Source organism: Vibrio sp. Y58_MX_L22 (assembly GCF_024181865.1).
In the GTDB taxonomy this organism is placed as follows: Bacteria; Pseudomonadota; Gammaproteobacteria; order Enterobacterales; family Vibrionaceae; genus Vibrio; species Vibrio alginolyticus.
This window is the reverse complement of the sequence record NZ_JAMZAN010000003.1, coordinates 147,063-170,460: the sequence shown is the minus strand read 5'-3', so window position 1 is coordinate 170,460 and position 23,398 is coordinate 147,063. Positions and strand designations below refer to the sequence as shown.

General features: G+C 43.8%; 19 protein-coding genes. 16 read left to right on the top strand and 3 right to left on the bottom strand.

The features are described from left to right. Positions 1-2 precede the first annotated feature (2 nt). The 11 genes from NL626_RS08595 (at position 3) to tssG (ending at position 12,874) form a co-directional block, all read left to right on the top strand. The gene (locus NL626_RS08595) at positions 3-485 is read left to right on the top strand and encodes a hypothetical protein (RefSeq protein ID WP_025767908.1); all 483 of its coding nucleotides are present in this window, start codon (positions 3-5) and stop codon (positions 483-485) included. 111 nt (positions 486-596) lie between these two features. Further along, positions 597-1,922, top strand: coding sequence for a hypothetical protein (locus tag NL626_RS08590; RefSeq protein WP_253657229.1), 1,326 nt, complete (start codon positions 597-599; stop codon positions 1,920-1,922). Further along, a complete protein-coding gene (locus tag NL626_RS08585) occupies positions 1,903-2,895 on the top strand; it encodes a DUF2169 domain-containing protein (RefSeq protein WP_213914913.1) in 993 nt (330 codons plus the stop codon). The genes NL626_RS08590 and NL626_RS08585 overlap by 20 nt, the downstream gene beginning before the upstream one ends. Next, the gene (locus tag NL626_RS08580) at positions 2,888-3,832 is read left to right on the top strand and encodes a hypothetical protein (protein WP_054577790.1); all 945 of its coding nucleotides are present in this window, start codon (positions 2,888-2,890) and stop codon (positions 3,830-3,832) included. The genes NL626_RS08585 and NL626_RS08580 overlap by 8 nt, the downstream gene beginning before the upstream one ends. Before the next feature lie 237 nt (positions 3,833-4,069). After that, positions 4,070-6,070: a protein kinase gene (locus NL626_RS08575; RefSeq protein WP_154204263.1), complete on the top strand. Its 2,001-nt coding sequence runs from the start codon at positions 4,070-4,072 to the stop codon at positions 6,068-6,070. After that, positions 6,057-7,631 (top strand): type VI secretion system protein TssA, encoded by a 1,575-nt coding sequence (tssA, locus tag NL626_RS08570; protein ID WP_154204264.1) that lies wholly within the window; start codon positions 6,057-6,059, stop codon positions 7,629-7,631. Before NL626_RS08575 ends, tssA begins: the two co-directional genes overlap by 14 nt. A 26-nt stretch (positions 7,632-7,657) precedes the next feature. Next, positions 7,658-8,164, top strand: coding sequence for a type VI secretion system contractile sheath small subunit (tssB, locus tag NL626_RS08565; RefSeq protein WP_005373381.1), 507 nt, complete (start codon positions 7,658-7,660; stop codon positions 8,162-8,164). An 8-nt stretch (positions 8,165-8,172) separates the two neighbouring features. Then, on the top strand, positions 8,173-9,648 hold the full coding sequence (gene tssC / locus NL626_RS08560) for a type VI secretion system contractile sheath large subunit (RefSeq protein ID WP_005373378.1): 1,476 nt from the start codon (positions 8,173-8,175) through the stop codon (positions 9,646-9,648). A gap of 61 nt (positions 9,649-9,709) precedes the next feature. Next, positions 9,710-10,120, top strand: coding sequence for a type VI secretion system baseplate subunit TssE (gene tssE / locus NL626_RS08555; RefSeq protein ID WP_005373376.1), 411 nt, complete (start codon positions 9,710-9,712; stop codon positions 10,118-10,120). Between the two features lie 10 nt (positions 10,121-10,130). Continuing rightward, the gene (gene tssF / locus NL626_RS08550; protein WP_017633756.1) at positions 10,131-11,879 is read left to right on the top strand and encodes a type VI secretion system baseplate subunit TssF; all 1,749 of its coding nucleotides are present in this window, start codon (positions 10,131-10,133) and stop codon (positions 11,877-11,879) included. After that, positions 11,876-12,874: a type VI secretion system baseplate subunit TssG gene (gene tssG, locus NL626_RS08545; protein ID WP_253657228.1), complete on the top strand. Its 999-nt coding sequence runs from the start codon at positions 11,876-11,878 to the stop codon at positions 12,872-12,874. The genes tssF and tssG overlap by 4 nt, the downstream gene beginning before the upstream one ends. Before the next feature lie 54 nt (positions 12,875-12,928). Here the strand turns inward: tssG and NL626_RS08540 are convergent, their stop codons facing one another. From NL626_RS08540 to NL626_RS08530, 3 genes are read right to left on the bottom strand one after another with little or no spacing between them, the layout of a single operon-like run. Next, positions 12,929-13,381, bottom strand: coding sequence for an Lrp/AsnC family transcriptional regulator (locus NL626_RS08540; RefSeq protein WP_005373369.1), 453 nt, complete (start codon positions 13,379-13,381; stop codon positions 12,929-12,931). Between the two features lie 31 nt (positions 13,382-13,412). Then, the gene (tssM, locus tag NL626_RS08535; RefSeq protein WP_253657227.1) at positions 13,413-16,802 is read right to left on the bottom strand and encodes a type VI secretion system membrane subunit TssM; all 3,390 of its coding nucleotides are present in this window, start codon (positions 16,800-16,802) and stop codon (positions 13,413-13,415) included. A gap of 27 nt (positions 16,803-16,829) precedes the next feature. Next, on the bottom strand, positions 16,830-18,143 hold the full coding sequence (locus NL626_RS08530) for a type VI secretion system ImpA family N-terminal domain-containing protein (RefSeq protein WP_005386112.1): 1,314 nt from the start codon (positions 18,141-18,143) through the stop codon (positions 16,830-16,832). Positions 18,144-18,646: 503 nt separating this feature from the next. Here NL626_RS08530 and NL626_RS08525 point away from each other — a divergent pair. Genes NL626_RS08525 through icmH form a run of 5 tightly spaced genes read left to right on the top strand, consistent with a single transcriptional unit; the run spans position 18,647 to position 23,367 of the window. Further along, positions 18,647-19,246, top strand: a complete 600-nt coding sequence (locus NL626_RS08525; protein WP_017633753.1) for a hypothetical protein — start codon at positions 18,647-18,649, stop codon at positions 19,244-19,246. 9 nt (positions 19,247-19,255) lie between these two features. After that, complete coding sequence (locus NL626_RS08520) at positions 19,256-20,749, top strand: type VI secretion system-associated FHA domain protein (protein ID WP_222712083.1); 1,494 nt, start codon at positions 19,256-19,258, stop codon at positions 20,747-20,749. Next, positions 20,742-21,242, top strand: coding sequence for a type VI secretion system lipoprotein TssJ (gene tssJ / locus NL626_RS08515; RefSeq protein ID WP_005386118.1), 501 nt, complete (start codon positions 20,742-20,744; stop codon positions 21,240-21,242). The genes NL626_RS08520 and tssJ overlap by 8 nt, the downstream gene beginning before the upstream one ends. Positions 21,243-21,253: 11 nt before the next feature. Continuing rightward, entirely contained in the window at positions 21,254-22,579 is a 1,326-nt protein-coding gene (tssK, locus tag NL626_RS08510) for a type VI secretion system baseplate subunit TssK (RefSeq protein WP_005373357.1), read from the top strand. Continuing rightward, positions 22,576-23,367 (top strand): type IVB secretion system protein IcmH/DotU, encoded by a 792-nt coding sequence (icmH, locus tag NL626_RS08505; RefSeq protein ID WP_005386120.1) that lies wholly within the window; start codon positions 22,576-22,578, stop codon positions 23,365-23,367. Before tssK ends, icmH begins: the two co-directional genes overlap by 4 nt. Positions 23,368-23,398 lie beyond the last annotated feature (31 nt).

Genomic DNA, 23,398 nt, shown 5'->3' with positions numbered 1-23,398 from the left:
CAATGGAAAAACAACCTCTTACAACAGAAGTAATATCAGAGCAGCAAGCCGAATCAACGGCTTGCTTTTCGCGTTTTGGAAGAATAGTGGCTATCAATGAGTCTACGGGCAGTGTGCGAGTTGATTTTGATGGTAACCCATTTAAGCAGCCACTCACTGCGAGACTAGGACGTGGCTTTCGTCGTTCTGAACTGCAAATGGCTATCGATAATCGATTAAGTTGTCGAGTTGAGTTTTTGAACGACGACTTAAGCTTGCCTCTTGTGACGGACATTTTCTTCTCCATTCTGGATGACTCTGACGAGTTTGTATTGCGAGCGAAGAAGATGGTTATCGAGACAGAACAAGAGTTGGTAGTCAAAAGTGGTGAGACAGAAACTCGCTATAGCGGGCGCGATGGACGAATTACCACTAAAGCGAAGTACGTCACTTCTCAAGCAGAAAAAGCACAAAAAATTCAAGGCGGAACGATCGCAATTAACTAATTACTTCGCGTTAGCTAATGGTTTTGTGTTAACAAGTCACGCCAAGTGAGCTAATTACTTCGAGTTAACTAATTGCAATCGCGTTATGGCACGCTAATAACGGATAACTAGATGCGACAAAGAATCGGTGTCGAGCACCTAAAGGCACCCATAACCAATCAAGAAGTCGAAGGCGCGTTAGCAAAAGCTGAGCGCGCTGTGAATGACCTTTCCCAGTTGCCAGTAACATGGCTGGATTTCTGTAATGAAAAGCTGTCCATTGCTTCTGAAAGTATCGGGTTTTTAATCAGGCAGCGAGTTCAAATTCACAAAAGGGGTTATCCAAGTCGTGAGTTGGCGTATCTCAAGCTGATCGAACGCCAAATTGAAGAACTGAAGCAGGTGTACTTGTCGTTTTATCGGCTAGCACCGGGGTTGATTCATCAGTTAAGAGGCCAGGAGCCAGAAATTTACAGCTGGCTGATGCTACAGGGGGAGTTGGGCTCAGAGTTGGATAACCTTTTGTGCGGATTGAGTTTACTCGAAGATATTGACGCTAAAACTGCAATGGTCATTGCCGTACAATCTCCGGTTGAATCTATGGATAGTACGCTTTCGGAGCTTATTGAGGGTAATGCGACATCCAGTGCGTTTTACTTTGAATGCTTACGTGTACGTCAAACATTAAGTGTTTCTCTCATCAAGCGCTGGCACAAAGCCAGCATCATTAGCTCTCAAGTTGCTTTGCCACTGCTCGCTTTACAAGACGTAAAAGAGGGGATTGATTGGCTTAATGACAATGCAGGCAGCGAACAATATCTATTTGAACGTTTGATTACCAAACGTGACAGAGGCACTTGGCTCCGTCAGTGCTTTGGCATCGAACCAAATGGATTACCATCAGCGCAAGTGCTCACTTATGCCAAGTTACTTGAGTTAAAAGAGTTTGAGGCGTTTGATATCTCTTCTTCATTAGCACCTGTTGATTTTGCGCTGGGTGGTGATTGGAAACTGGTGCCCCAAATCATCGAGCACTTGGAAAGTCTGGAGGAAGGTGAAGCTGAGGGTGAAATTTGGCTTCAAGCCTTGTATGTCGTCTACGGAAAGCTTCTTCCTCTGAATCCGCAAGATGTTGGTGTCGAGTATGAATGGGAAGAGATTGTCGATCTGCTCAATGAGTGGGTGGAAGATGAAAAATATATCCAAAATCTACCAAGCCGCTTGGGTTACGCATTGAGCTTCGAGTCTACGTTAGCTGCGATGCAAGATTCTAACGTTGATGTGCTGTTCCGCGATTGGCTATGGCGTCAACTCTGTATTCAATCCAGAGCCTACGTGCCTTGGGATATGGCAATGCCGATTCATCAACAAGACTGGAACTTTAACAATTTAAAGGCCGCACCTTCTGCGAGCGAACGATTCAACTTAAGGAATAGCAATGCAGTTATGGGATATTGAGGCGCACCCTGAGCTATCACTCAAAGGTCGTTTTCAACGTGACGAAAACGGCGATGAAGTCTGGGTTGTAGTCGCCAAACGCACATGGCAATTCGATGGTGTGGTTTGGCACGAATTAGGTGAAAGTGAAATCTTCGATGATCCCCAATATTTGGGCGAAGAAGGCTTCTCTGCGATGAAAGTTGACCACGAGTTCGCGTATACCAAAGAAAACACAGATGTACTTGTTTACGGCAAAGCGCGCAGCTACGCGAAAAAGCCAGTGACATACCAAGAGTGTCGTGTGCTGATTGATGGTCATATCGATAAGACTCTCGCTATTCACGGGGAACGCGTATGGGTTGAGCATGCTGGCAGTATCACGCTGAGCAATCCAGTCCCATTTATTGAAAAAGACATTGATTACACTTGCGCGGTAGGCGGTGATTTACGTAACCGAATAGGTGGTGGGGTTGCCGACTCCAACAAAGAATTGCTTGAACAGAAAGTGCCCTCGATTTTTTATCCCCGAGAGGACTGGAGTGCCGCCGCGAAAAAACTACGCGTTGCGGGGTTCGGGCCAGTGCCTCCGTTCTTTGAGTCGCGCCAGAAGCTGGCCGGCACGTTCGATGACGATTGGATTGAGAATCGCAAGCCAATGTTGCCACTCGATTTTGATAAGCGGTTCTTCCAAAGCGCGCCTATTGATCAACAGTGCAAAGGCTTCCTTCGTGGGGGGGAGCGTTTGATGATGAGTGGCTTTTGTCATGATGACACGCTTTCATTTCGAATTCCTAAAGAAAAATACCGTGCGATCGCGACGTTCAAAGATCAAAGTTATCAAGCTGATATGGCGATGTACACCTTATTCGTTGATACGGAAAAGAAAACTATATCAATCAGTTACACCGCTGCGTTTCCTTGTCAGGGCAAGGAGCATTTGTTGGTGTCGACATCGATCACTAAGCTGGAAGAGGTAAGCGAGCATGCATAATTCAACAGGCCGTTACGTGCTAGGGATGGAAGTGATGACGCCAACCGGTATGAATTTAGATATTGCTAGTGCAGTTTCGTATGCTGACTTAGGAAGATTCGACCAATGTGTAGGGGATGATGGTATCGAGCGTTTTACTTACGCCAAAATCGAATACACCAAAGAAAGTGAGCAGTTTGAGAAAACGTGTGAGTTAATCACCCACTTGCTTGATTCATTGTTAGCACAGTTACCACGTTCATTGAGACCAATACCTTTGCTTATAGCGGTGCCTGCGTCTGTTTCACTAGTAAAGGTGCAAGAATGGCTTGGTGAAAGTAACTATGCTGAATTTCTCTCTGTGGTGAATGCTGTTCATGCCAGTGGGCCTAGTTTCGTTCTCCAGGCCATGAAATCATTGGATAAATATGATGCTATGATGTGTATCAGTGTCGATTCCTTGGTGAGTTCGATGCAAACACTCATCGACGATGCGATGGTAATGAGTACCAATAATCCATGGGGCGTTATTCCGAGTGAGGGTGGGGCGGGTTTAATTCTTTGTCGAAGAAATACCGTAGAAACATTGAAACTTAAGCCTCAAGCGCAGCTTGGCTACATTGATACGGAATTAAACACTTCAGACCGAAGAGGCATGTTTCGACTTGTTCAACGTGCGAGTAAAAAGCTCGATTTATTTGGTGAAGTGTATTCCGATATGACGAACCTGCGCATGCATTCGGAAGATTACGGCTTTGCTCTGGGGGCTAAAGCAGAACGATTCACGAACCCAGAACAACCGCAGTTTATCAATGAGTTGTGGGGCACAATGGGCAGTTGTTCTTCTCTCGCTTTAATTGCCTTTGCGGTCAGAGAGCACCACTTTAAGCAACCAACTACGTTGTTAATGTTCGACTTTCATGGTGACAAAGGAGTTCTCCAATTACTGCAATGTTAGTGGGCACTCATCGATCAAATGGCAATGAAAATATACTCATATTATTAGGTTGAAGTTTGTAACACGAAAAAGCGTATAACTCATGCAGTGAAAGCGTAAGTAAATAGGTCTAATAAGTTAGTAATAATAACTAAAATAATAGGCTTACTGTTTGTTTTAAATACCAACCTTGATACAAGTACGTTCAAGAAAATATTATTCAACTCTAATAATATTTATTCTATGAAAGAGTACTAAGTGTCTAATAATCAGAGTACAGCCAAAGGATATATCGATCAGTTGGTTGTTAAAGCTATTGAGAAAAAGAAACTGAATGAGCAAAGGCTAGCAGAAAAAAATAAGCCGAAGCTTGAGTACGTGCTTTTTTCACAGTTTGATGTATTAGACAAGCTTCCTTCTAGAAATGGTAAGACAACGGTTTACCATCTTGCAAAAAAAGGGCAGCCAGAGAAGCAAATCTGTTGCAAAGTTATCAATGATGACTCGCCAGAATTTGCGAGCAAAATGTTGATTAACGAAGCGAGCAGGCTGGAGCTTTCTCAACACCCTAGCGTGGCTAACTTTGTAAAAATCGGCAACGAATTCGAACGCCCATATTTGATGTACGAGTGGATCCAAGGTGAATCACTGGCAGAAAAAATGGAGCGTCATTCTTCTAAAGGCTTCCGCCACGACCACATCGCTTGGTTGGTGTATCAACTCGCTGGCGCTCTAGAGTTTATGCATACAAGAGGTATCTGCCATCTTGATATTAAACCATCTAACGTATTAGTGAGTGAAGGCGATTACGTTAAGCTCATTGATTTCGGCGCTGCTCGTTACATTGGAGAGACAGAACCTTACGCAGAGGCAAGCTTGAGCTACGCTTCCCCTCTTTATATAGAAACTGGCATCGCGGAACCGCAAGATGATGTTTACTCTCTCGCTTTGCTCGCTGGACATCTATTTTTAGGCTCAATATTTGGTGATGCTTGGAATAAGCAGTTAAAAGACCGAAAGCGTCCGGCTTTGATCCCGGTTCATATTTGGAAATTGCTGAAAGAAGTCATCAACAAACCAAGAGGGCATGGCTATACCGCTATTTCTTTTGCTCAACAGTTAGCGCGAATCGATACGCAATCAATTAGCTCAAATTCTAACGCACCAATTTTCAGTAGCTTGCGTAACGCGGACTTGCTGCTTACACACTGTAAGCCAAATGATAAAACGGCGTATGGTCGCTTTAAAATATTAGAGGCGAGCTTAGTGTTGAGTGTGCTGGCAACAGCAGGAAGTTATTTGTATCAACAGAATAAAGATCAATTGGATGCCATTTTTTCCCGAGGTGTCACTACTGTAACTCACGTTATTACGCCCTCTGAAACGGCTTCTTTTTTGGCTCAGCCTCCATGGAAAATCAAAGAAGAATTGTCTCAAGCTACTCAGAGTATTGATATGACAGAAGCTTATCGAACAGCATATCAAGCTCAGCAGTTAAGCCTCTCGAATTTATATGAAGAAAAACAGGCTCAGTTAACGTCGTATCAATCGTTAGCGGATGGCTTACCAATGGCATTAGTCGAATTACGTAAGGAGCTTGTCACCTTGCGAGAAACCCTTGTTCGTGACGGTGCTCTGTTTCCATATGCGGATGAGGCGTTGACTAAAGTGATGTCTGGGTTAAATGTCGCGTCTATCGATTCCATGAAAGTATCTGCCATAGCTGGCAGTCGAGATAAGCAGATTGCTCGCTTAATTTTAGATGGTGAAGCTAAGCTCGCAGAAAATGAAATGAAAGAGGCATGGTTGTTAAACCAGTCACAAGCCTATTTTTACAACCAAATCTTACCAAAGGCTGTGATGGAAAATATTAATTACTCCATCGATAAACATGCAGAGGCGCACTTTTACACCAAAGCAATTGAAGAAGCCGAATTAGCCAAAGCCTACTTCGGTAATACGCCAGAACTAGACAAAAAAATAAAGGATTTAATCGTCGCAAGAAGCGAATTTATTTTGTTTAGCACCGTGATGGAGCAATCCGTTTACGACAAACAAAAGCTACATGAATCCCTTGCCGATTTAGAACGGAATGCACCAAGTAAATTTACAGAAATCACGAAAATTCTAGATAGCATGGCGTCGGATGCGATTGAGCAGAGCCATCGATTATCTAAGCCAGCAAATGGCGCAATTGCGGTAGCGCGTGCGTTGAGAGATTACTTGACTGAAGGAGACGTGAATTTTGTCCAACATTGATATCGATCGTCTGCTTAATCCTATTTCTGATGAATCTCCAGTGGGAAACGATGCCCGTTACGAGTTTTGCTATGAAATGATGGAGTCCGAAGTGAAGAAATTCGGTTCCTTGTTTGGCGAAACAGTAGATTGGAGCGTGGTAAAAACGCACGCGACTGAAGTTCTAGAGCACCACAGTAAAGACTTAAAAGCCATTTGTTACCTCGTTCGCGCGCTAACAGAAGAGTTTGGTCTGCAAGGCTTTGAACAAGGTCTAAAGCTGCTTAGTGAGGCGTTAAGTCGCTTTGGCGTTGAATTGTATCCTTCGCGAAAGCGGGGTCGAGATGGCGCAGTCGAATGGTTGAACCATCAGTTTAAACTGGTCAGCAGCAAGTTAGCGAAAAGCGCTCAGTCATGGGATTTGGTATCAAACTGCATTTCGACTATTGAAGAAGTGCAGCGCCAGTACGACGAGGTTTACCAAGACTCAGAAGCGGATTTCTTTGAGATTCGCACTCAACTCAATGTCTTATCTCAACAAGCGGTGGCTGATGAGCAGAGCGATGATGCAGTCGTTAACGTCGAACAAGCGGCGCCTGCACCAGCTACGCAGCCTGCTGCCGAAGAAACGCCAGCGCAGAGTGAAGTGCAAACCGCACCGGTGAAGGCGGTTCCGCCGGCCCCTAAACCTGCGCCAGTTAAGAAAGCGGTAGCAAAAGAAGTCGATGTCGATACGGACTTCTCTTCGCCGACGGCTTCTAAGCGCACCTTGAAGAAGGTTGCGGAAGTCATGCTTCATGCGAACCCAAGTGATCCGCTGGCTTACCGGATTTATCGTCATCTGACTTGGGATGACATTGATGGTCTACCCGACCACCAAAATAATCAAACGCCTTTGAGCTTGGCAGTGTCGTCCGATCAACAAGCGGAATACCGAGATAAAGCTGACCAAGAAAGCGACATCGACACCATTAAGCGTTTGGAGCGCACATTAACGGATGCGCCGTTTTGGCTGACGGGCCATTACTTCGTGTATTCGATGCTTAATAATTTGGGCTTTGATGATGCAGCGCTTGCTGTGAAACAAGAAGTGACGCGTTTTGTTGAATCGCTAGAGGGCATCGAGCACCTCTCATTTAAGAATTCTATACCATTTGCAGATGAAGCGACCTTGAGCTGGTTATCGACTCAAGATACTACTTCTTCGACTTCTCAACCCGTTGTTCAAACGGTTGTGATTTCGCAGGAAGACTCGCTGCCAATGGAGGATATCACTCTAGAAAATCTAGGGGAATGTGCCGCAGAGCTTGCCCGCAAACTTGAGCTGGATAGCTCGGGACGTGGGCAGTTCATGCTGTATTTACAATTGATAGCAGCTTACCAGTCTGTTGGATTATACCCGTTGTGTTTGCCGTATCTTGAGAAGGGGTGGGAAGTACAAAAAGCGTTTAATCTCGAGAGCTGGGAACCCCACTTATCGTCACAGTTAGAAGACCTAATTCGAAAAACACTCCATCGGTTATTTGGAAGCAAGGATCTTCTACCTGAGAAGTATGAAGAGTGGAAAGCAATTTACGACTAATTAAAGAGTTAGATAAGGAACGAATTATGTCACGTGACGGCTCGGTGGCTCCTAAAGAGCGAATTAATATCCGTTATGTTCCAGCAACTGGCGATACGCAAGAAGACGTAGAGCTGCCGCTAAGCATGATGGTAGTTGGCGACTTTACTGCGCGTGCAGATGAGACACCAATTGAAGAACGTACTCCAATTAACATCGACAAAGACAACTTTAACGAAGTGCTAGAGGGCATGTCTCCAAACGTTAAAGTCAACGTTGAAAACCGTCTTTCTGATGAAGAAGGCGGCCAGATTGGTGTTGATCTGACGTTCCAAAATATGAAGGACTTCTCTCCTGAAGCGATCGCGAAAAGTGTACCTGAACTAAACAGCCTACTTGAGCTTCGCGAAGCCTTGGTTGCACTGAAAGGTCCTCTAGGAAATGTTCCTGCGTTCCGTAAGAAGATCGCATCGGTTCTTCAAGATGAAGAAGCGAGAAAGAAACTGTTGGATGAACTAAGCATTGGCAACGACCAAGACGCGAAAGAAGAGTAAGGGATATCATGTCTGCAGAAGCACAAGCGCCAGAACAAGAAGCAGCCTTAGTTGAATCAGGCTCACTTCTGGATAGCATTCTTAACGAAACACGTTTAAAGCCAAGTGATGAAGGTTTTGACGTTGCAAAACGAGGCGTAGAAGCATTCATCAGTGAGCTACTAAGCAGTTCGAACACAGAGAAAGTCGACCAATCTCTGGTTGATCTGATGATCTCTGAAATCGACCAAAAATTGTCTAAGCAAGTTGATGCAATTCTTCATAACGAAGAAGTTCAAGCGATTGAATCAACGTGGCGTGGCCTTAAGTACCTGGTTGATCACACTGACTTCCGCGAGAACATTCAAATCGAACTGATCTCTGCGAAGAAAGACGAAGTTCTTGATGACTTCGAAGACGCTCCAGAGGTGGTGAAGTCTGGCCTGTACAAGCAAATCTACACACGTGAATACGGCCAGTTCGGTGGTAAACCTGTTGGCGCCGTCATTTGTGATTACGCTATGTCTGCCTCGTCGCCTGACATCAAACTGATGGAATACATGGCGAACGTAGGTGCAATGTCTCACGCACCATTCATCACGTCTGCATCGGCTAAATTCTTTGGCCTAGACAGCTACGAAGAGCTGCCAAACCTAAAAGATCTGAAGTCTGTATTTGAAGGTCCACAGTACGCGAAATGGCGTGGTCTGCGTGAGCACGAAGATGCACGTTACCTAGGTCTATGTACGTCTCGCTTTATGCTACGTACGCCTTACTCTGTTGAAGATAACCCAATCAAGGCGTTTGACTACGATGAGCAAGTGACAGACAGCCATGATAATTACCTATGGGGTAACTCAGCGTACGCGATGGCGTCTAAGATCAGTGAATCATTTGCTAAGTACCGTTGGTGTCCGAACATTATTGGTCCTCAAAGCGGTGGTACTGTACAAGATCTACCGGTTTACAACTTTGAAGCTATGGGTCAAATCGAGACTAAGATCCCAACCGAGATCCTGGTTTCTGACCGTCGTGAGTACGAGCTAGCGGAAGAAGGCTTCATTGCGCTAACCATGCGTAAAGGTTCTGACAACGCGGCGTTCTTCTCTGCAAACTCTGTTCAAAAACCAAAAGTGTTTGCGAATACGCCGGAAGGCAAACAAGCTGAGATGAACTACAAGTTAGGTACTCAGCTTCCTTACATGTTCATTATCAACCGTTTAGCGCACTACATCAAAGTGCTACAGCGTGAGCAAATTGGTTCTTGGAAAGAGCGTTCTGACCTAGAAATCGAACTGAACAAGTGGATTCGTCAATACGTTTCTGACCAAGAGAACCCGCCAGCGGAAGTTCGTGGTCGCCGTCCGCTTCGTGCTGCGAAGGTTGAAGTATCTGACGTAGAAGGCGATCCAGGCTGGTACAAAGTATCGATGTCTGTACGTCCTCACTTCAAGTACATGGGCGCAAGCTTCGACTTGTCTCTAGTTGGTAAGCTAGACCAATAACCCATTACTGAAACCATCAAGCAGCCAGTGAAGACTGGCTGCTTTTTTCGTAGGACCGCACATGGAAAAAGGTTACCGTCTTTTAGAGCGGATCGAGCTAGGAGAACCAAAAAACTGCTACGAGAAAGTGGTGTCTCATAAGCATTTGATTGAATCCATTCACTCGCATCTTGCTGACTTGTTGAATACGCACTCCGGCAACGCAATGATCGACAATGAGTATGGTCTGCCAGATTTTAACGACGTACTTTCTAACAACACAAACCTCGTTCGCCATATTCAAAAAAACATCACGTCAACCATAGAACGCTTTGAGCCCCGACTGCTGAATGTCGAGGTTCATTACCGTGAAGACCACCATAATCCATTACAACTCGGCTTTGGTATTCGCGGCGAAGTTTCCCATAACGGCGGTAAAGTCCCAATGTCGATCGATGTCTACATGGGAACCGACGGCCAATTTAACGTTTAGTAGGTGCCACTTGAGTAACAGTAAATACTTTCAAGATGAACTCACGTATTTACGCGAGTCGGGTAGTGAGTTTGCCAAATATCATCCGAAGTTAACTCACTTTCTCTCTGAAGGAACTTTTGATCCAGATGTCGAACGATTGCTGGAGGGTTTTGCTTTTTTGACCGGACGCATCCGCGAAAAGATTGACGATGAACTTCCTGAGCTAACGCAATCTCTGATGACTTTGCTGTGGCCACATTACATGCGTTCGATTCCGTCTTTGTGTATTAGCGAACTAAAACCGCATACCGGAAGTGTTACTGAGAAAACCGTGGTGAAACGTGGTGCGGAAATGGCCAGCGAGCAGGTAGAAGGCACGCAGTGTTTGTTCCGTACTTGTTATGACGTCAATCTATACCCAATTACGATTACTAACATTGAACAAACTAACAGCCGCACCAGCTCGATGATTGATGTGACGTTATCGACGGAGCATGGCCTGGAACTGTCTCGTATCGGTTTAGATACGTTGCGTTTGCACCTGCATGGTGAGATTCATATTACTCGCACTGTCTTCTTATGGCTGTTCCGTTATCTAGATTACGTCGAGTTGGATGTTGGTGGTGGCTACAAACATCGTTTAGGGCCAGAGTACGTTAAGCCAGTCGGGCATGAAGAGGACGAGGCGCTGCTGCCTTACAGCAAAAACTCCTTTGCAGGCTACCGTTTGCTGCAAGAATTCTTCTCTTTGCCAGATAAGTTCATGTTCTTCGACATTAAAGGCTTAGAGTGGCTAAAAGGCATTCCGCAACGCAGCACGGTCAAAATCAAATTCCACTTTAAGCGAGCTTTGCCTTCAGAAGTGGTACTTAAAGATAAACACTTAAGGTTGCACTGCACACCTGCGGTTAACTTGTTTGAAAAAGACGGCGATCCAATCCGTTTAGAGCATCGACGAAACGAGTACAAGGTGCGTCCACAAAGTAACACTCAAGAGCATTACGAGGTTTATTCCATTGAGCAAGTGGAGAGTTGGAGTAAGGACGAACGCCGTCGTAAACCATTAATCGAATTTGAGTCGTTTGAGCACCAAATCAACCAACGTGATAAGCGAGAGTTCTACAAATCCAAAGTAGGTGAGCGAGTAAGCGGAAGAGGGTTAGAGCGCTATATCTCATTCCATACTCACAATGGCGACATCGCGGATTTAGGGACTGAAACAGTATTGATGAAACTGCAATGCAGTAACGCGGACTTAGCGGAGCGCCTGTCAGTAGGAGATATCACGTACGCGACGCACAAGTCGCCAACGTATGCGACGTTTAAAAACATTACTAAGCCAACACAGTCAGTAAGTCCTCAGGTTAATGGTGAACTTCAATGGCAGCTGATTGCCAATATGTCGCTCAACTACTTGTCTTTAGCGAATATCGATGTGTTGAAAGTGTTGCTCTCGACTTACGACTTCCATTCTCGTGTTGATAGACAAGCCCACCGCGCGTCGATTCATCGACTTGATGGCATTATTTCTTCAGAGATGAAACCAATCGATCGCGTATTTCGTGGTGTATCTGTGCGTGGTAACCAATTCAAGCTCGTGACGGACTCTAAGTTCTTCGTAAATGAAGGCGATATGTTCCTTATGGCCACGGTATTGAATGAATTTATCCGTTTGTATTCGAGTGTGAACTCCTTTACCGAACTAGAGGTGTTCGATGAAGCGACGGGCGAGGTTTACAACTGGGCAAGCCTAATCGGGCAGCAGACGATACTATGATTAACACACTTTCTGATAAGTCGAATGAGTTTAGTTTCTACCAAGCGGTGTTGCTGTTAGAGAAACACTACCAGCTGGAGCCAAACTCAAATTTTGTTGCCGTGGGCGAGAACAAATACTTCCATCAAGAGCGAATTGAGTTCAGCGTGTCGCCAAACCTGTGCTTTCCAAAGAGTGATATGGATTTTATTACTCATATGGAAAGAAACGGAAAGCAATATTCACGTATTGAGACGAACTTTCTTGGCTTGCATGGTTCAAGCTCGCCCCTGCCAGCGTCTTACACTGAGAAACTCGTCGGTCGTGATGCCGATGATAACCCAGTGAAGGATTTCTTCGACTTTTTCCACAACCGCTATACAAGCTTACTGTATCGTGTTTGGAAGAAATACCGATATCACGTGCAGTACAAAAGCGGGGCAAGCGATGCGTTTTCTGGGCGCATACTGCATTTGGCTGGTCTCTCTAGCGTTATGCAAGATTGTGAAGTCGCGGAGTTAGATCGAGCGAAAGTTCTGTCTTACGTGAACCAGTTATCTACGCGTACACGTTCACCTAAGCTTATTTCCGGTATTGTTTCGCACTACTTTTCACTGCCGAATGTGCGAATCGAAGAATGGGTTTATAGACGCGTAGAAATCGCTGAAAGCCAGCGTAACAAACTCAATCGTTCCAATTGTGTATTGGGGCAAAGCTTACACTTGGGACAAAGCATTGCGGATTTGAACGGCAAGTTTAACTTGTGTATCGACAACATTGATTTTGAAACGTTTAAGCAGTTTTCCTACGATGGTGAGTTACATAAGACGCTGGTGGGCTTGATGCGCTTTATTCTGCGTGACCCAATGTCGTGGGACCTAAAGTTGACAGTTAACCTAGACAGTATTCCAGAAAACAAACTGGGTAATGGAGAAGGGAACCAACTAGGTCAAACGTTCTGGCTTGGTAACCCAGGTGATAAAGACGCCAAAATTCGACTTATCGGAAGCATATAAGAAAGCCGCTCAACGAGCGGCCCTTTATGTTTTCCTCGAAGAGGTCAGAAAAGCTTAACGACTGATCGGCTGGTGCAGTACAACGGTAGTATCAAGCCTTTGAATGCCGTTAAATGATTCAATTTCATTACAAAGATGATGAATAGACTGCAGGTCGGGCGCTTCAATTAGGGCAATAATATCAAAGTTGCCACCAACAACGCTCGTTAAGCGAACCTCAGGGATTTCTTTAAGTGCATTCGTTACATCATTCTTCTTACCCTTTTCACAAGAGATCAGTAGATAACTAGCGGCTTTTCGCCCTTCATTTTCTACACGAATCTGTGCGGTATAGCCTTTGATAATACCGGTCTTTTCTAAACGATTAATTCTTTCTGCTACTGCTGTTCGAGACAAACCAATGTTTCGAGATAGATTCGCAATCGACTCTCGCCCATTCGACAATAGACTTGAAAGTATTTTTCGATCTAATTTATCTAAACCTTGTAAAGTCATGTTTGAAATCATGTGTTCTGCCTATTTTGTTTTTATATTGTTATTAAATCGACTCTGGGAGCGTAAAGTTATACAGCTCAGCAAGAGTGAATGGGTTTTTCTGTGTCAACGGAGTGATGCGTAAGCTCAAGTCCCTCCCTGACACTTTTATGTCACTGACAAAGCTGCCGTTATGAGTGTTTGTCAAGGTCGAGTCACCTAGCAATCTGTATATCGCCCATTGACCACTCTTATTTAAAACGTGCTGTCTGCCTTCATCGGTTACATCCTGGAGTGTGATACTAATATTGAAGTCACCATTTTGCGGTGGCCATGCCATTTCACGAATGCGGCTTGGACCGTGGTAGTAACTTATATTGGTATCTGCAATTTTTAAGCTCGCTCTAATCGCACTAGAATCAAGATCGAGTACTCTTGCACTAAACGGAATATGAACGCGGTTAGTGCTTTTATTAATTAATGTGTCTCGAATAACGTTATAGTTACGCAGTTGCACTAACAGAGCCGGAGAGATTGGCATCGTCTCGCCATCCACCTGTTTTGGCGTCCACAAATTGGTATCGTAGAACGGTGCAAAATTTTTCTGAATAAATGTGTCTAACAAACCACCGGAAGCAAACAGTAATTCAAAATCTTCAATTGAGATTTCCTCGGTCGCTGTTAGATCAAATGGGTATCGTCCTAGCCCTATCTCTTTAAACTTGGTGTAAATCTCGCTGTACCATTGGGTTTGAATGCCTTTAGCGGACTCTTTAATCATGACTGACCAGCTTTGTTGAACCACATCTAACAACCAGCTACGAACGGGTTCCGGTGATTTTTGGGCAATCTGTTTAAGTTTTATTAATGGGTCAGCTTCACTGCTGTTCATTCGATGCTGAGCTGCCGCTAGCGCCGCCATTTGCGGGTCAGGTGCATCAGCAATGTCTTTCATATACGTGCGAACACGGCTTAACGCTGCTACGGTCTCATCCCAAGGAGTAGGGGAGTTTGGTGTTTCACTGACCTGAAGTTGGTTTAATAAGTGAAAAGCTTGTTCAACACGTTTCATCAACAAGTAATCAGGCTTAACTACTTCCTCTACTGCGTCTGATGCGGAGTCTGCCGCTGCCACGAGTTTCGGGTCTAGCTTTGAAATCAGAGCATTTTTTTCACCAACGGGTGAAAATTGTGTGTTGGCATAGACCTGCTTCAGTACGGTTGTCATTGGTGAAGAAGGGCCCGAGATTAAGTCTATCGCGTTCGTTAGGTCGCCGACATTGTCATAGTTCTGGACTTTTAGTTCACTCAGCGCATTGCGCCAATTACTGATGTAGTCGTCAGTATATTTTTTACGTACTTCCTCTTTGAAGGCTTCTTGTTCTTCACTAGTAGGAATAACGTGTTGTGACAGACCTAAAACCCAGTTGTCACTGATGACTTGTTGTGACATTAGGTCCACGCGTGGTCGATAAAAAGTGCTAAAACCAGTGGAGGTATAGATCTTATCTACGATCAAGCGTTCACTATCGATTGGTGTGTTGAATACATTGCTAAACTCAAAACCCACAGCTCGTTGCAGATCTAGGGTTCCTAAATCAATCGAATTTGCTTCGTTTAAAATGCCTGCATAAACGAGATCAACATTCGAATTTGCTAGCAATGAGCGACGTGTTGCGCGAACAAGATCCATATTGATATCAATTGGCTCAAACTGCGTGCGAAAGTAAGCGTCCAAATAGCGCATCGCCTGATTGACGACGTCACTTTGGTTGCTCAAGTCGTTCATCATTTGGAGAGTTTGATGACGCAAAAAACGGATATCACGCTTTGTTGGATCGTTTAGCATTAGATACCCCTTCAATAGAGGTAAAGCGCGTGTAAAAGTGTTTTGATTTTGCGTCAGTTGTAGACGGTAACCTTTCTCAATGAGAGGTATCAACTGTTGAGCAACGTCCTTAAGTAATGCTTCGTAAGCGATGCGAGTGCTTTGATCCAAACGGCTAATGTTGAGTGGTAATATCTCTTCATCCAAAGCCTTAGAGCCTTTAAGCCACGCCCCATAAGAAGGCTCTATTGCTTTCGTCGCCTTCGCTAAAAGCTCATTGAATCTTGCATCTTGCTCCACTTGCGATTTGTCATCGATACTCAAGAGTTGATTCATCACATGTAAGTTACTGTCTAATGTCGTGAAAAAGAAGTAACTGCCCCCAGTAAGCAGGATAATAGAGCCGAGTATTGCCAAACGGCTTTGTCTCTGAATTAGACGAAGATACGTCTTGTTTTCGCCCGCAAAGTCGCTTTCCGGCAATATTTGTGAATCAATCAGAAAGCGAGAGAAATAAGGCGTTTCTGTTAACTGAGTATGCTCTGACGCGATAATAGGTAAGTTGAAGTAATTACTACAACTTTTTGCAAGTAAATTGTACTTGCGACCGCCTTGCAGACTCGAACTAAAGAAAATCTCACGGATGTCTAGTGAATAGACACCGTTGTTAACATCACATAGACGCTCAAGCACATAGCTGACCTCAGACTGACATAGCTCAAACTGCTTAGGAAAAGCGAGTATTGCTTGTTTCTCATCAATGTCCGTTGAATTAGCGGATGCATCTAGCGCATTACTTTCAAGCACTCTCACTAGATTTCGATAGCTATCGCGGTAGTACTCTGCAAATACACCTTTGGCTTCTTTTAGTGGGATAGAGAGGAACTCAACACGTGTCTTGAGAGAGCTAAAGTGCATGTATTCTTTAAAGCCATCTAACTTGTCTAGCTTTGACATAATCAAATAGATTGGCAATGCCGAAGACGTTTTAGAGTTGATGGTACTCAAGCGCGCCAATAAAGACGAAATAGTGTACTCTTTTTGCTCTGGCTCAGAGACGATCATGAACTCGAAATCGGTGAAGAATAGACAGCCTGAAAATGGCTTTCGAGGTCGATGATGAATAACTTCTTCAATGAACGTATTCCATAAAGAAGCATCACTGCTTGATACTTCCTGGAACACTAAGCGTTGGTCAGGTTTGATGTATACAGCGCTGTCAGATTCGTACCATTCAAAAAAGTCATTCTTAGCGGTTCTAGTGCGATCCATCGGTTTAATTGCACTAGAATTAAATAAAAATTGACGTCGCCCTGACCCTTTATTACCAAGCATCAGATAAATTGGTTTCTTGCCTGAGTTAGCAAGAAGAGGCTGGATAACCATAGAAAGTGCTTCTTCCTCGGTTTCCAAATGTTGAGCTTTAGCGTTGTTCTTTTTCTTCAACCATAATGTGAATTGAAAAGTGACGTAAACAATGGCGATAGCACCAAGGGTCAGCCAAAGATAAAGTTGATCGATTTCGTCAAGAAAAAGCAGATAAATAGTGGTGATAATTGCAGCCACTAAAAACATCAATATAGTAGAAATCACCACTGGATTTCTAAACAGTTTTTGTTTGAACATAAGCCTAAAACTTCTTTAATTGTATTGTTATTTATTGTCAGTTTTTTCAGCTTGTAGCTGACTCAATTTATATAGGTAGATGTTCAGTAAAAGGGTTGCGCGGTCAATTTCCTTTTGCTGTGAATACTTTTCAGCGTATTCAATACGACCTAAAAGCGGGAATAACGAGTTACTGTATTCGTACGCCTTTTCAGAGTTCTTATCTACATTCTGTCTAGCTACGTTGGCAAACACCGTTCTTGCGTCTGAGAATCGCTTATAAACATCCATAAACTGGTCTTCTAAATGGGCGCTCTGTGTCAAAAAGTTTTGACGTAGCTGCTGTGCAGAAGACGAATCCGGATAGATTGCGATTAATTCATTGGTCAAGCTATCGAGCTCGCTGACGTTACTTACTTTTGCCGAGTCTAAAAACCAGTTATTCATCATAATATCGACACGATTAATGGCCTGCGTTTTCAATGACTGAGCATATTTTTTATTTTCGTAATCTAACGAGGCGACCAAATTTACAAGTTCATTAAGTGAAGCTTGATTAATTTTTTGTTCCAATGTTCGATAACGTTGTTGCTCGTACATGAAATGTGAACATATCGCAGTAACAATCAAACCAATAACGAAGTAGATCATAAATCGACCAGACTTTGCCGGTGATGCTTTCTCTTGGCTATTTAGGTTGGGTGATGACACCGGTGCCGGAGAGGGAGACACATTCACTTTAATTTCAGGTGCCTTCTGCGTTGCTGCAGGAGCGCTAGTGTTGGCTTGTTTTTTCTCGCGTAACTCAGCCGCAATTTGTTGTTCTTTTATCTGCTCAATCCATTGATTCAAAATACGGCGAATGCGACCTAATGACGGCGCTTCAATACCGTAATGAAGACGAAGCTCTTCCTCAATCCTCAAGCATAATTGATGTGCTGCCTCTATCAATGGAAGCTCTTCTGGTAACGCCCGATGCTTATTAATTCGTTTTTCAGTATGCTCTACCATCCATTCAATAGCGCTCATTCGTGCCTTTGACTTTGAATGCTCTGGATACGCGTTGAACCAATATACGACACATACATCAAGTATTGAGTTTAACCCTTCAACAAGGCCTCTTAAGCCGTCGTTATAGGTTGATGCAACGGTAAAGTAACAGCAACAACGTAGGTCTTTCGCTTGGGTACTCAAGATCTTTTTTGAGAGTGTTTGAACCGTTTTCCACGAGACTCTCCCTGTGACTTTATTCAGGTTGTTTATTTGACGTTTAATTTCGTCAAAATCCTCAGAACCATTAGGATTAGAGCCGCTTGGGTTATTTTCATCGATTGGTCTTCGAGCGAAGTCGGTAAAAAACATAAGGAAAGTTCCAACTGATCATATAGAAGTATTAAGTTATATAGGATTTCACTACTGTTATATTAAATTATAAGCAGTGCACATCTGCCGCAATTCTATAGACAAAATAAGCGGATTAGATAATAAAAATTCATTAAAAGAAATTAAATTACTTTTAGTGTGATCTTTGTTCATAATATTAATATCAATAGTTAGGTCTATTTATAAGAAGAAACTTATATATGAAGATGAGAACGTTGATTAAAAAGTAACTAAGTTGTTATCGAAGATTACGTTTTGTCCAATTAGCAATCAAATTCTGTTACTTCTATTTAAATAGAAAGATTTACTGTCTCGTCACTTAATCTGTAGTCGGTTCTTTAGTTTTTGTTTGTAGGTAAAACAACCAACCTGATAGTTGAAATGTATTAAATTATAGGTGTTTTTTTAGGCTTATTGAAAAAGAGAATATAATTGATATCTTTCGCCTCTAAGTAGAATATCGGTTTTCCTAGAGGGACGAAATGCTAAAACCAAGTCAAATTGGGCTGATTTCAGCCATGTGTCTATTTTCTTCTGTTGCAATGGCAAAAGGGGAGCGATATGGACTCTCTACCAGTATGTTGACTATCGATAGCATTAAATACGATGAAGGTAAAAGTGGTGAGCAGGATACGCTTAGGTTCGGCTTGGTTCATACTCGTCCTATTGATGAAAACAATAACCGTTGGCGTTGGTGGTTAGGGCTAAACTATCTAGCAGAAGATATTGAAGCACCAGCAAACGGCTTATATCAAGAAGCGACGAACTATGAACTTCGTGTTGTTCCTCAATATGCGTTGACTTCTTGGAGTGTTTTCACGCCATATGTTGGTGCGGGCTTGTCTGTCGGTTACTCGCAATATTCTAATCGCTGGCAAGTAGACCAAGAGGGCTATCGTTATGAGAGTGTTGAAGACATCGACCAGTTTGAGTTAGGTGCGGTTGTGACCCTTGGTACTGCTATAAAGTTAGGCAGTAATCCTGACGCCCATATACAAATTATCCCGCAGGCCTCTTATATCCTTCCGGTTGTAAATGATGGAATTGGTGGGCTTGAACTATCAGTTTCTTTGCTCTTTTGAGGTTCGTAAATGTACTCAAATCAGCTAGTTTTATTTATCTCAAAGTGTCCAGAGGAATACACCGGTGCAAAGCATATTGAAATGCCTGAAAGTGGTGGTTCGATAGGTCGTTCCCCAAGCTGTAGCGTGTCTTTAGCCGATCACAACCGCTTTATATCGGGCACTCATTGTTTGCTCAGCGTGTATGGAGATACCTACTATATAAGTGACGTATCAACTAACGGCACAATGGTAAATGGGAATAAAATACTAAAAAATCAACCCGTTGCGATAGTTGATGGCGACATCATTTCTCTAGGGCAATATGAGATTGGTGTTTCTCTTGAGCACGTTACCTCAACACTAGACATCGCCGCTGATATTGCTCCTGAGCGAGTATCTAGCGATCCTCTGGTTAGTCTAGGAGATGCGGTTGTCGAAGAGGAAGAAAAAGTCGGTGCCTTAGAAGATTTGTTTATGGAGACTAAACAGGATGACATTGATTGTCATGATCCTGTTGCTCACCTTAACTTTTCGATGCAGCGAGATGACGATTACTTAATTCGTGATAATGAGCGTACAGAATCTGAACAACCTAGAACCGTGGAAAGTACGCGTCAGGTGGTCGATGACAGTTTCAGCATATATTCCGAATTCGATCAGCCAAGCCTAATCCCTGAAGACTGGATGGCTGCGGAAACCAAGAGTAACGCATCAGTCAATGATGCATTAGCGCCAGAAAGCGGTAAGGCACATAGAGCCGATATTGCCTCAGCTGAGGTGATGCAACCTGGCACGGTAGCCCCAGATAGCACGATTCAAAGACAACATCGTACGCATAATGTTACTGAGATGGTCGTAGAACAGGCTAACACAGGGTCAAAATGGGAAGAGATGACCCAATCTTTTACGCCTTCTCCTAACACTAATCAGCAACTTCAAATACCTACGGCAGAGCACGCGATAAACAGTACGACGAAAGCACAAGTCGATACTGATGCGGCCGTTTGCTCTCAAGATATAGCGCAAGCGTTTTTTGATGGTTTGGGTATTCGAAACCCAGAGTTGATGACAAACGAGGCGCAGTTATTCAAGCAAATGGGCACTTGCTTGCGTTTATGTATTGATAACCTACAGAAAGAGTTGCACGAAGTGGAATCGTTAAAAGATGAGCAGAGTGCGAGTGAGGCTAACTCGAACATTGCAGAGCTAATGCTTACTTTGAATAGTCAGCAATTACTGGCTCCAAATGAACTGGTTGAACAAATGCTCGATGAGCTGAACGACCACCAAGTTATGTTTAACAAAGCACTGAATGAGCTCGTTTTAGAACAGTCTGAAACGAACGATCCCGTAGCATTTGCTAACAGGGTCGCTAGCCAGTCTTTGTTCTCAACTAAGTCAAAGCTGTGGGCCGAATACCTAGATTTCTACACTAATAATCGTCGCCTGCTTAATGAAACATCCTTAAAAGGGCTGATTAAGAAAAACTATAACAAAGTGATTAAGGGAAACCATGCGTAGTATCGCCGTATTACTCGGATTTGCCATGTTGTCCGGTTGTTCCATGTGGGATCAATTTAAAGAGTCCACTGGTATCACACCAGAAACTTCGTCGATTGAATTGGTTATTGAGGCATCACCTGTACTCAATGTGAGAAATGGGGGCCAGTCATCTCCAGTTATTCTTCGTCTTCACGAATTAAGTTCGCCAGTATTGTTCCGAAGCTTAGATTTCTTTGCCTTGTTTGAGAGCGATAAAGCGTCGTTGGGTGATGAGTACATCAAACGTTACGAATATCAAATACAGCCAGGTGGAAAAGTTCATGAAATGCTAACGCTAGACCCTGACACTCGTGCCGTCGGTTTTTCAGTGGCTTTTCGTGATATTGATGGTTCGTCATGGCGAAAAGTGGAAGTTATTGAAGAGAAGAGCGAGTACTACATCAAGCTCAAGTTAGAGGGCAGTGAGTTAATTTCTGATAACACTCGCGGCATTGAACAGGTTTACTTTTAAGGGATAGAAACATGTCTTTATACAATCCAGTTGTTTGGCAAGATGGAATGTTCATGAAGCCGCAGCATTTTCAACAACTCGATCGTTCGCAAAGTAAACTATCGAGCCTACTGAGTGCCAATGCATCGCCTTTGCATTGGGGAATTAAACGTTTAGAAATCAACTCTCAGTTACTAGCACTGGGTAAAATCGGTATTACTCGTGCTGAAGGTATTTTACAAGACCGGACACCATTTGAGCTTCCGTTGCTTGCTGAGCTGCCTGAAGTGAAAGATGTAGATCCTTCGATTGCCGATAAAGTCGTTTATTTGTGCTGTCCGTTACCATCGGAACGTTCTGAGTTATTTGGTACCAAAAAAGACGGTGCGCGCTATACGATGGAATCTCAAGAAGCGGTTGACGCTTGTTATGATTCGGAAGACATGGCAAATATCGTCGTCGGTAAGCTTAACTTTTGCTTAATGTACGATCATGAAGATAAGAGTGCTTACACGTCTATTCCGATCTTAAAGATCTCAGAAGTGAAGCCTGATGGCAGCGTGATCTTAGATGATAGTTTCATTCCTACCTGCATCGATATTCATGCGTCGACAGTACTGAGTAAATTTGCGACCGAGTTTGCTTCTATGTTGAAGCATCGCGCGGAATCGATAGTCCAGCGATTAGGGGTGGTGGATCAACAAGGCGTATCATCGGTTTCTGACTTTATGCTATTGCAAGCGCTCAACCGATACGAACCCTTGTTTTGGCATTTCGCAAGCACAGAAGCTGTGCATCCTGAGTCTTTGTATCGAATTCTTCTTCAGGCAGAAGGTGAGCTTTCGACGCTGTGTTCAACGACACGCCGACCTATTGAGTTTACTAAGTACAATCATGGTGATCTTACTAGCTGTCTTTCTCGCGTCCTAGACAGTGCGAAAATGACATTGAGCGTGATGTCTGAACAAAGAGCAATTCCACTGACCTTAAAAGATCAGAACTATGGCATCAGAACGGCAGCAATCCCTGACAATAAGATCATTGATACGACAACCTTTATCCTCGCAGTTAAAGCCGACGTGACCTTGGATGTTCTGCATACCCAGTTTGTCAGCCAAACGAAGATCGGTTCTATCGATAACATACGTGACTTGATTAACCTTCAACTGCCTGGGATTGAGATCAAACCAATGCCAGTTGTGCCACGCGCGCTGCCGTATCATGCTGGCTACACCTATTTCGAGCTCGATAAAACGGGCGAAGAGTGGATGGCGTTGAAGAACACTGCTGCGATTGCGATTCACGTTGCGGGCGATTTCGCTAACTTATCATTGCAACTTTGGGCCGTTCGTCTATGAGTTACGCAGAAACCGACGTCACCGTAGTCTTATTCCAACCAGAGCCTGGCAAACCAATGGAGGTAATGCCAGCGCCTGACTTGTCGAGAAACATCGCAGTACAAGATCTATCTATCGATAACATGGGTATTAACCCGTTGGTGGACCAGTTCTCATGGTTGATCGCCAGTCTGTCTTGTATGTCTTCGATCCCTTGGCTTGATGACCCGATGCCATTTCGTGAACAAGTGGCACGTGAGATTCGAAAAGGCGAACGAAAACTTAATGAAATGGAGCTCGATCGTGCTTCGGTTCTTGTTATTCGTTACTGCTTGTGTGCGGCGATTGATGAGTCTGTTTGTCGACAAGAATGGGGGGCAAATAGTCACTGGAGCCAGAACAGCTTACTGTCTGAATTCCACAACGAAACGTCTGGTGGTGATAAGTTCTTCGTTATTCTCGATCGCTTAAAAGCCGACCCTCGTAAATACCGTCACGTTATAGAGTTTCTCTATTTACTGCTTCAACTTGGTTTCCAAGGCAAGTATGGCCGTGAAGAGCGTGGTAACGAAAAGTTAGCGGAAATTGGCAGCACCATTTATCGATTAGTGCGAGATGACCGCCTAGCAGAACAAGAAAAAGTTTCTTTAATCAACCTTAAAGCTAAATACCTAAAGAAGCCGTTAAAAAGGGTAATTTCACCCAAGCTGACCTTGAGTCTTAGTGCGATGACGTTTGCGCTTATGTATGCGGCAACCTACATCGTCATAGACTTAAAATTTCAGCAACTGCTTGAAATGTATAGATAAACAGAGGTCTAAAATGAGATCTTCTGCCAGT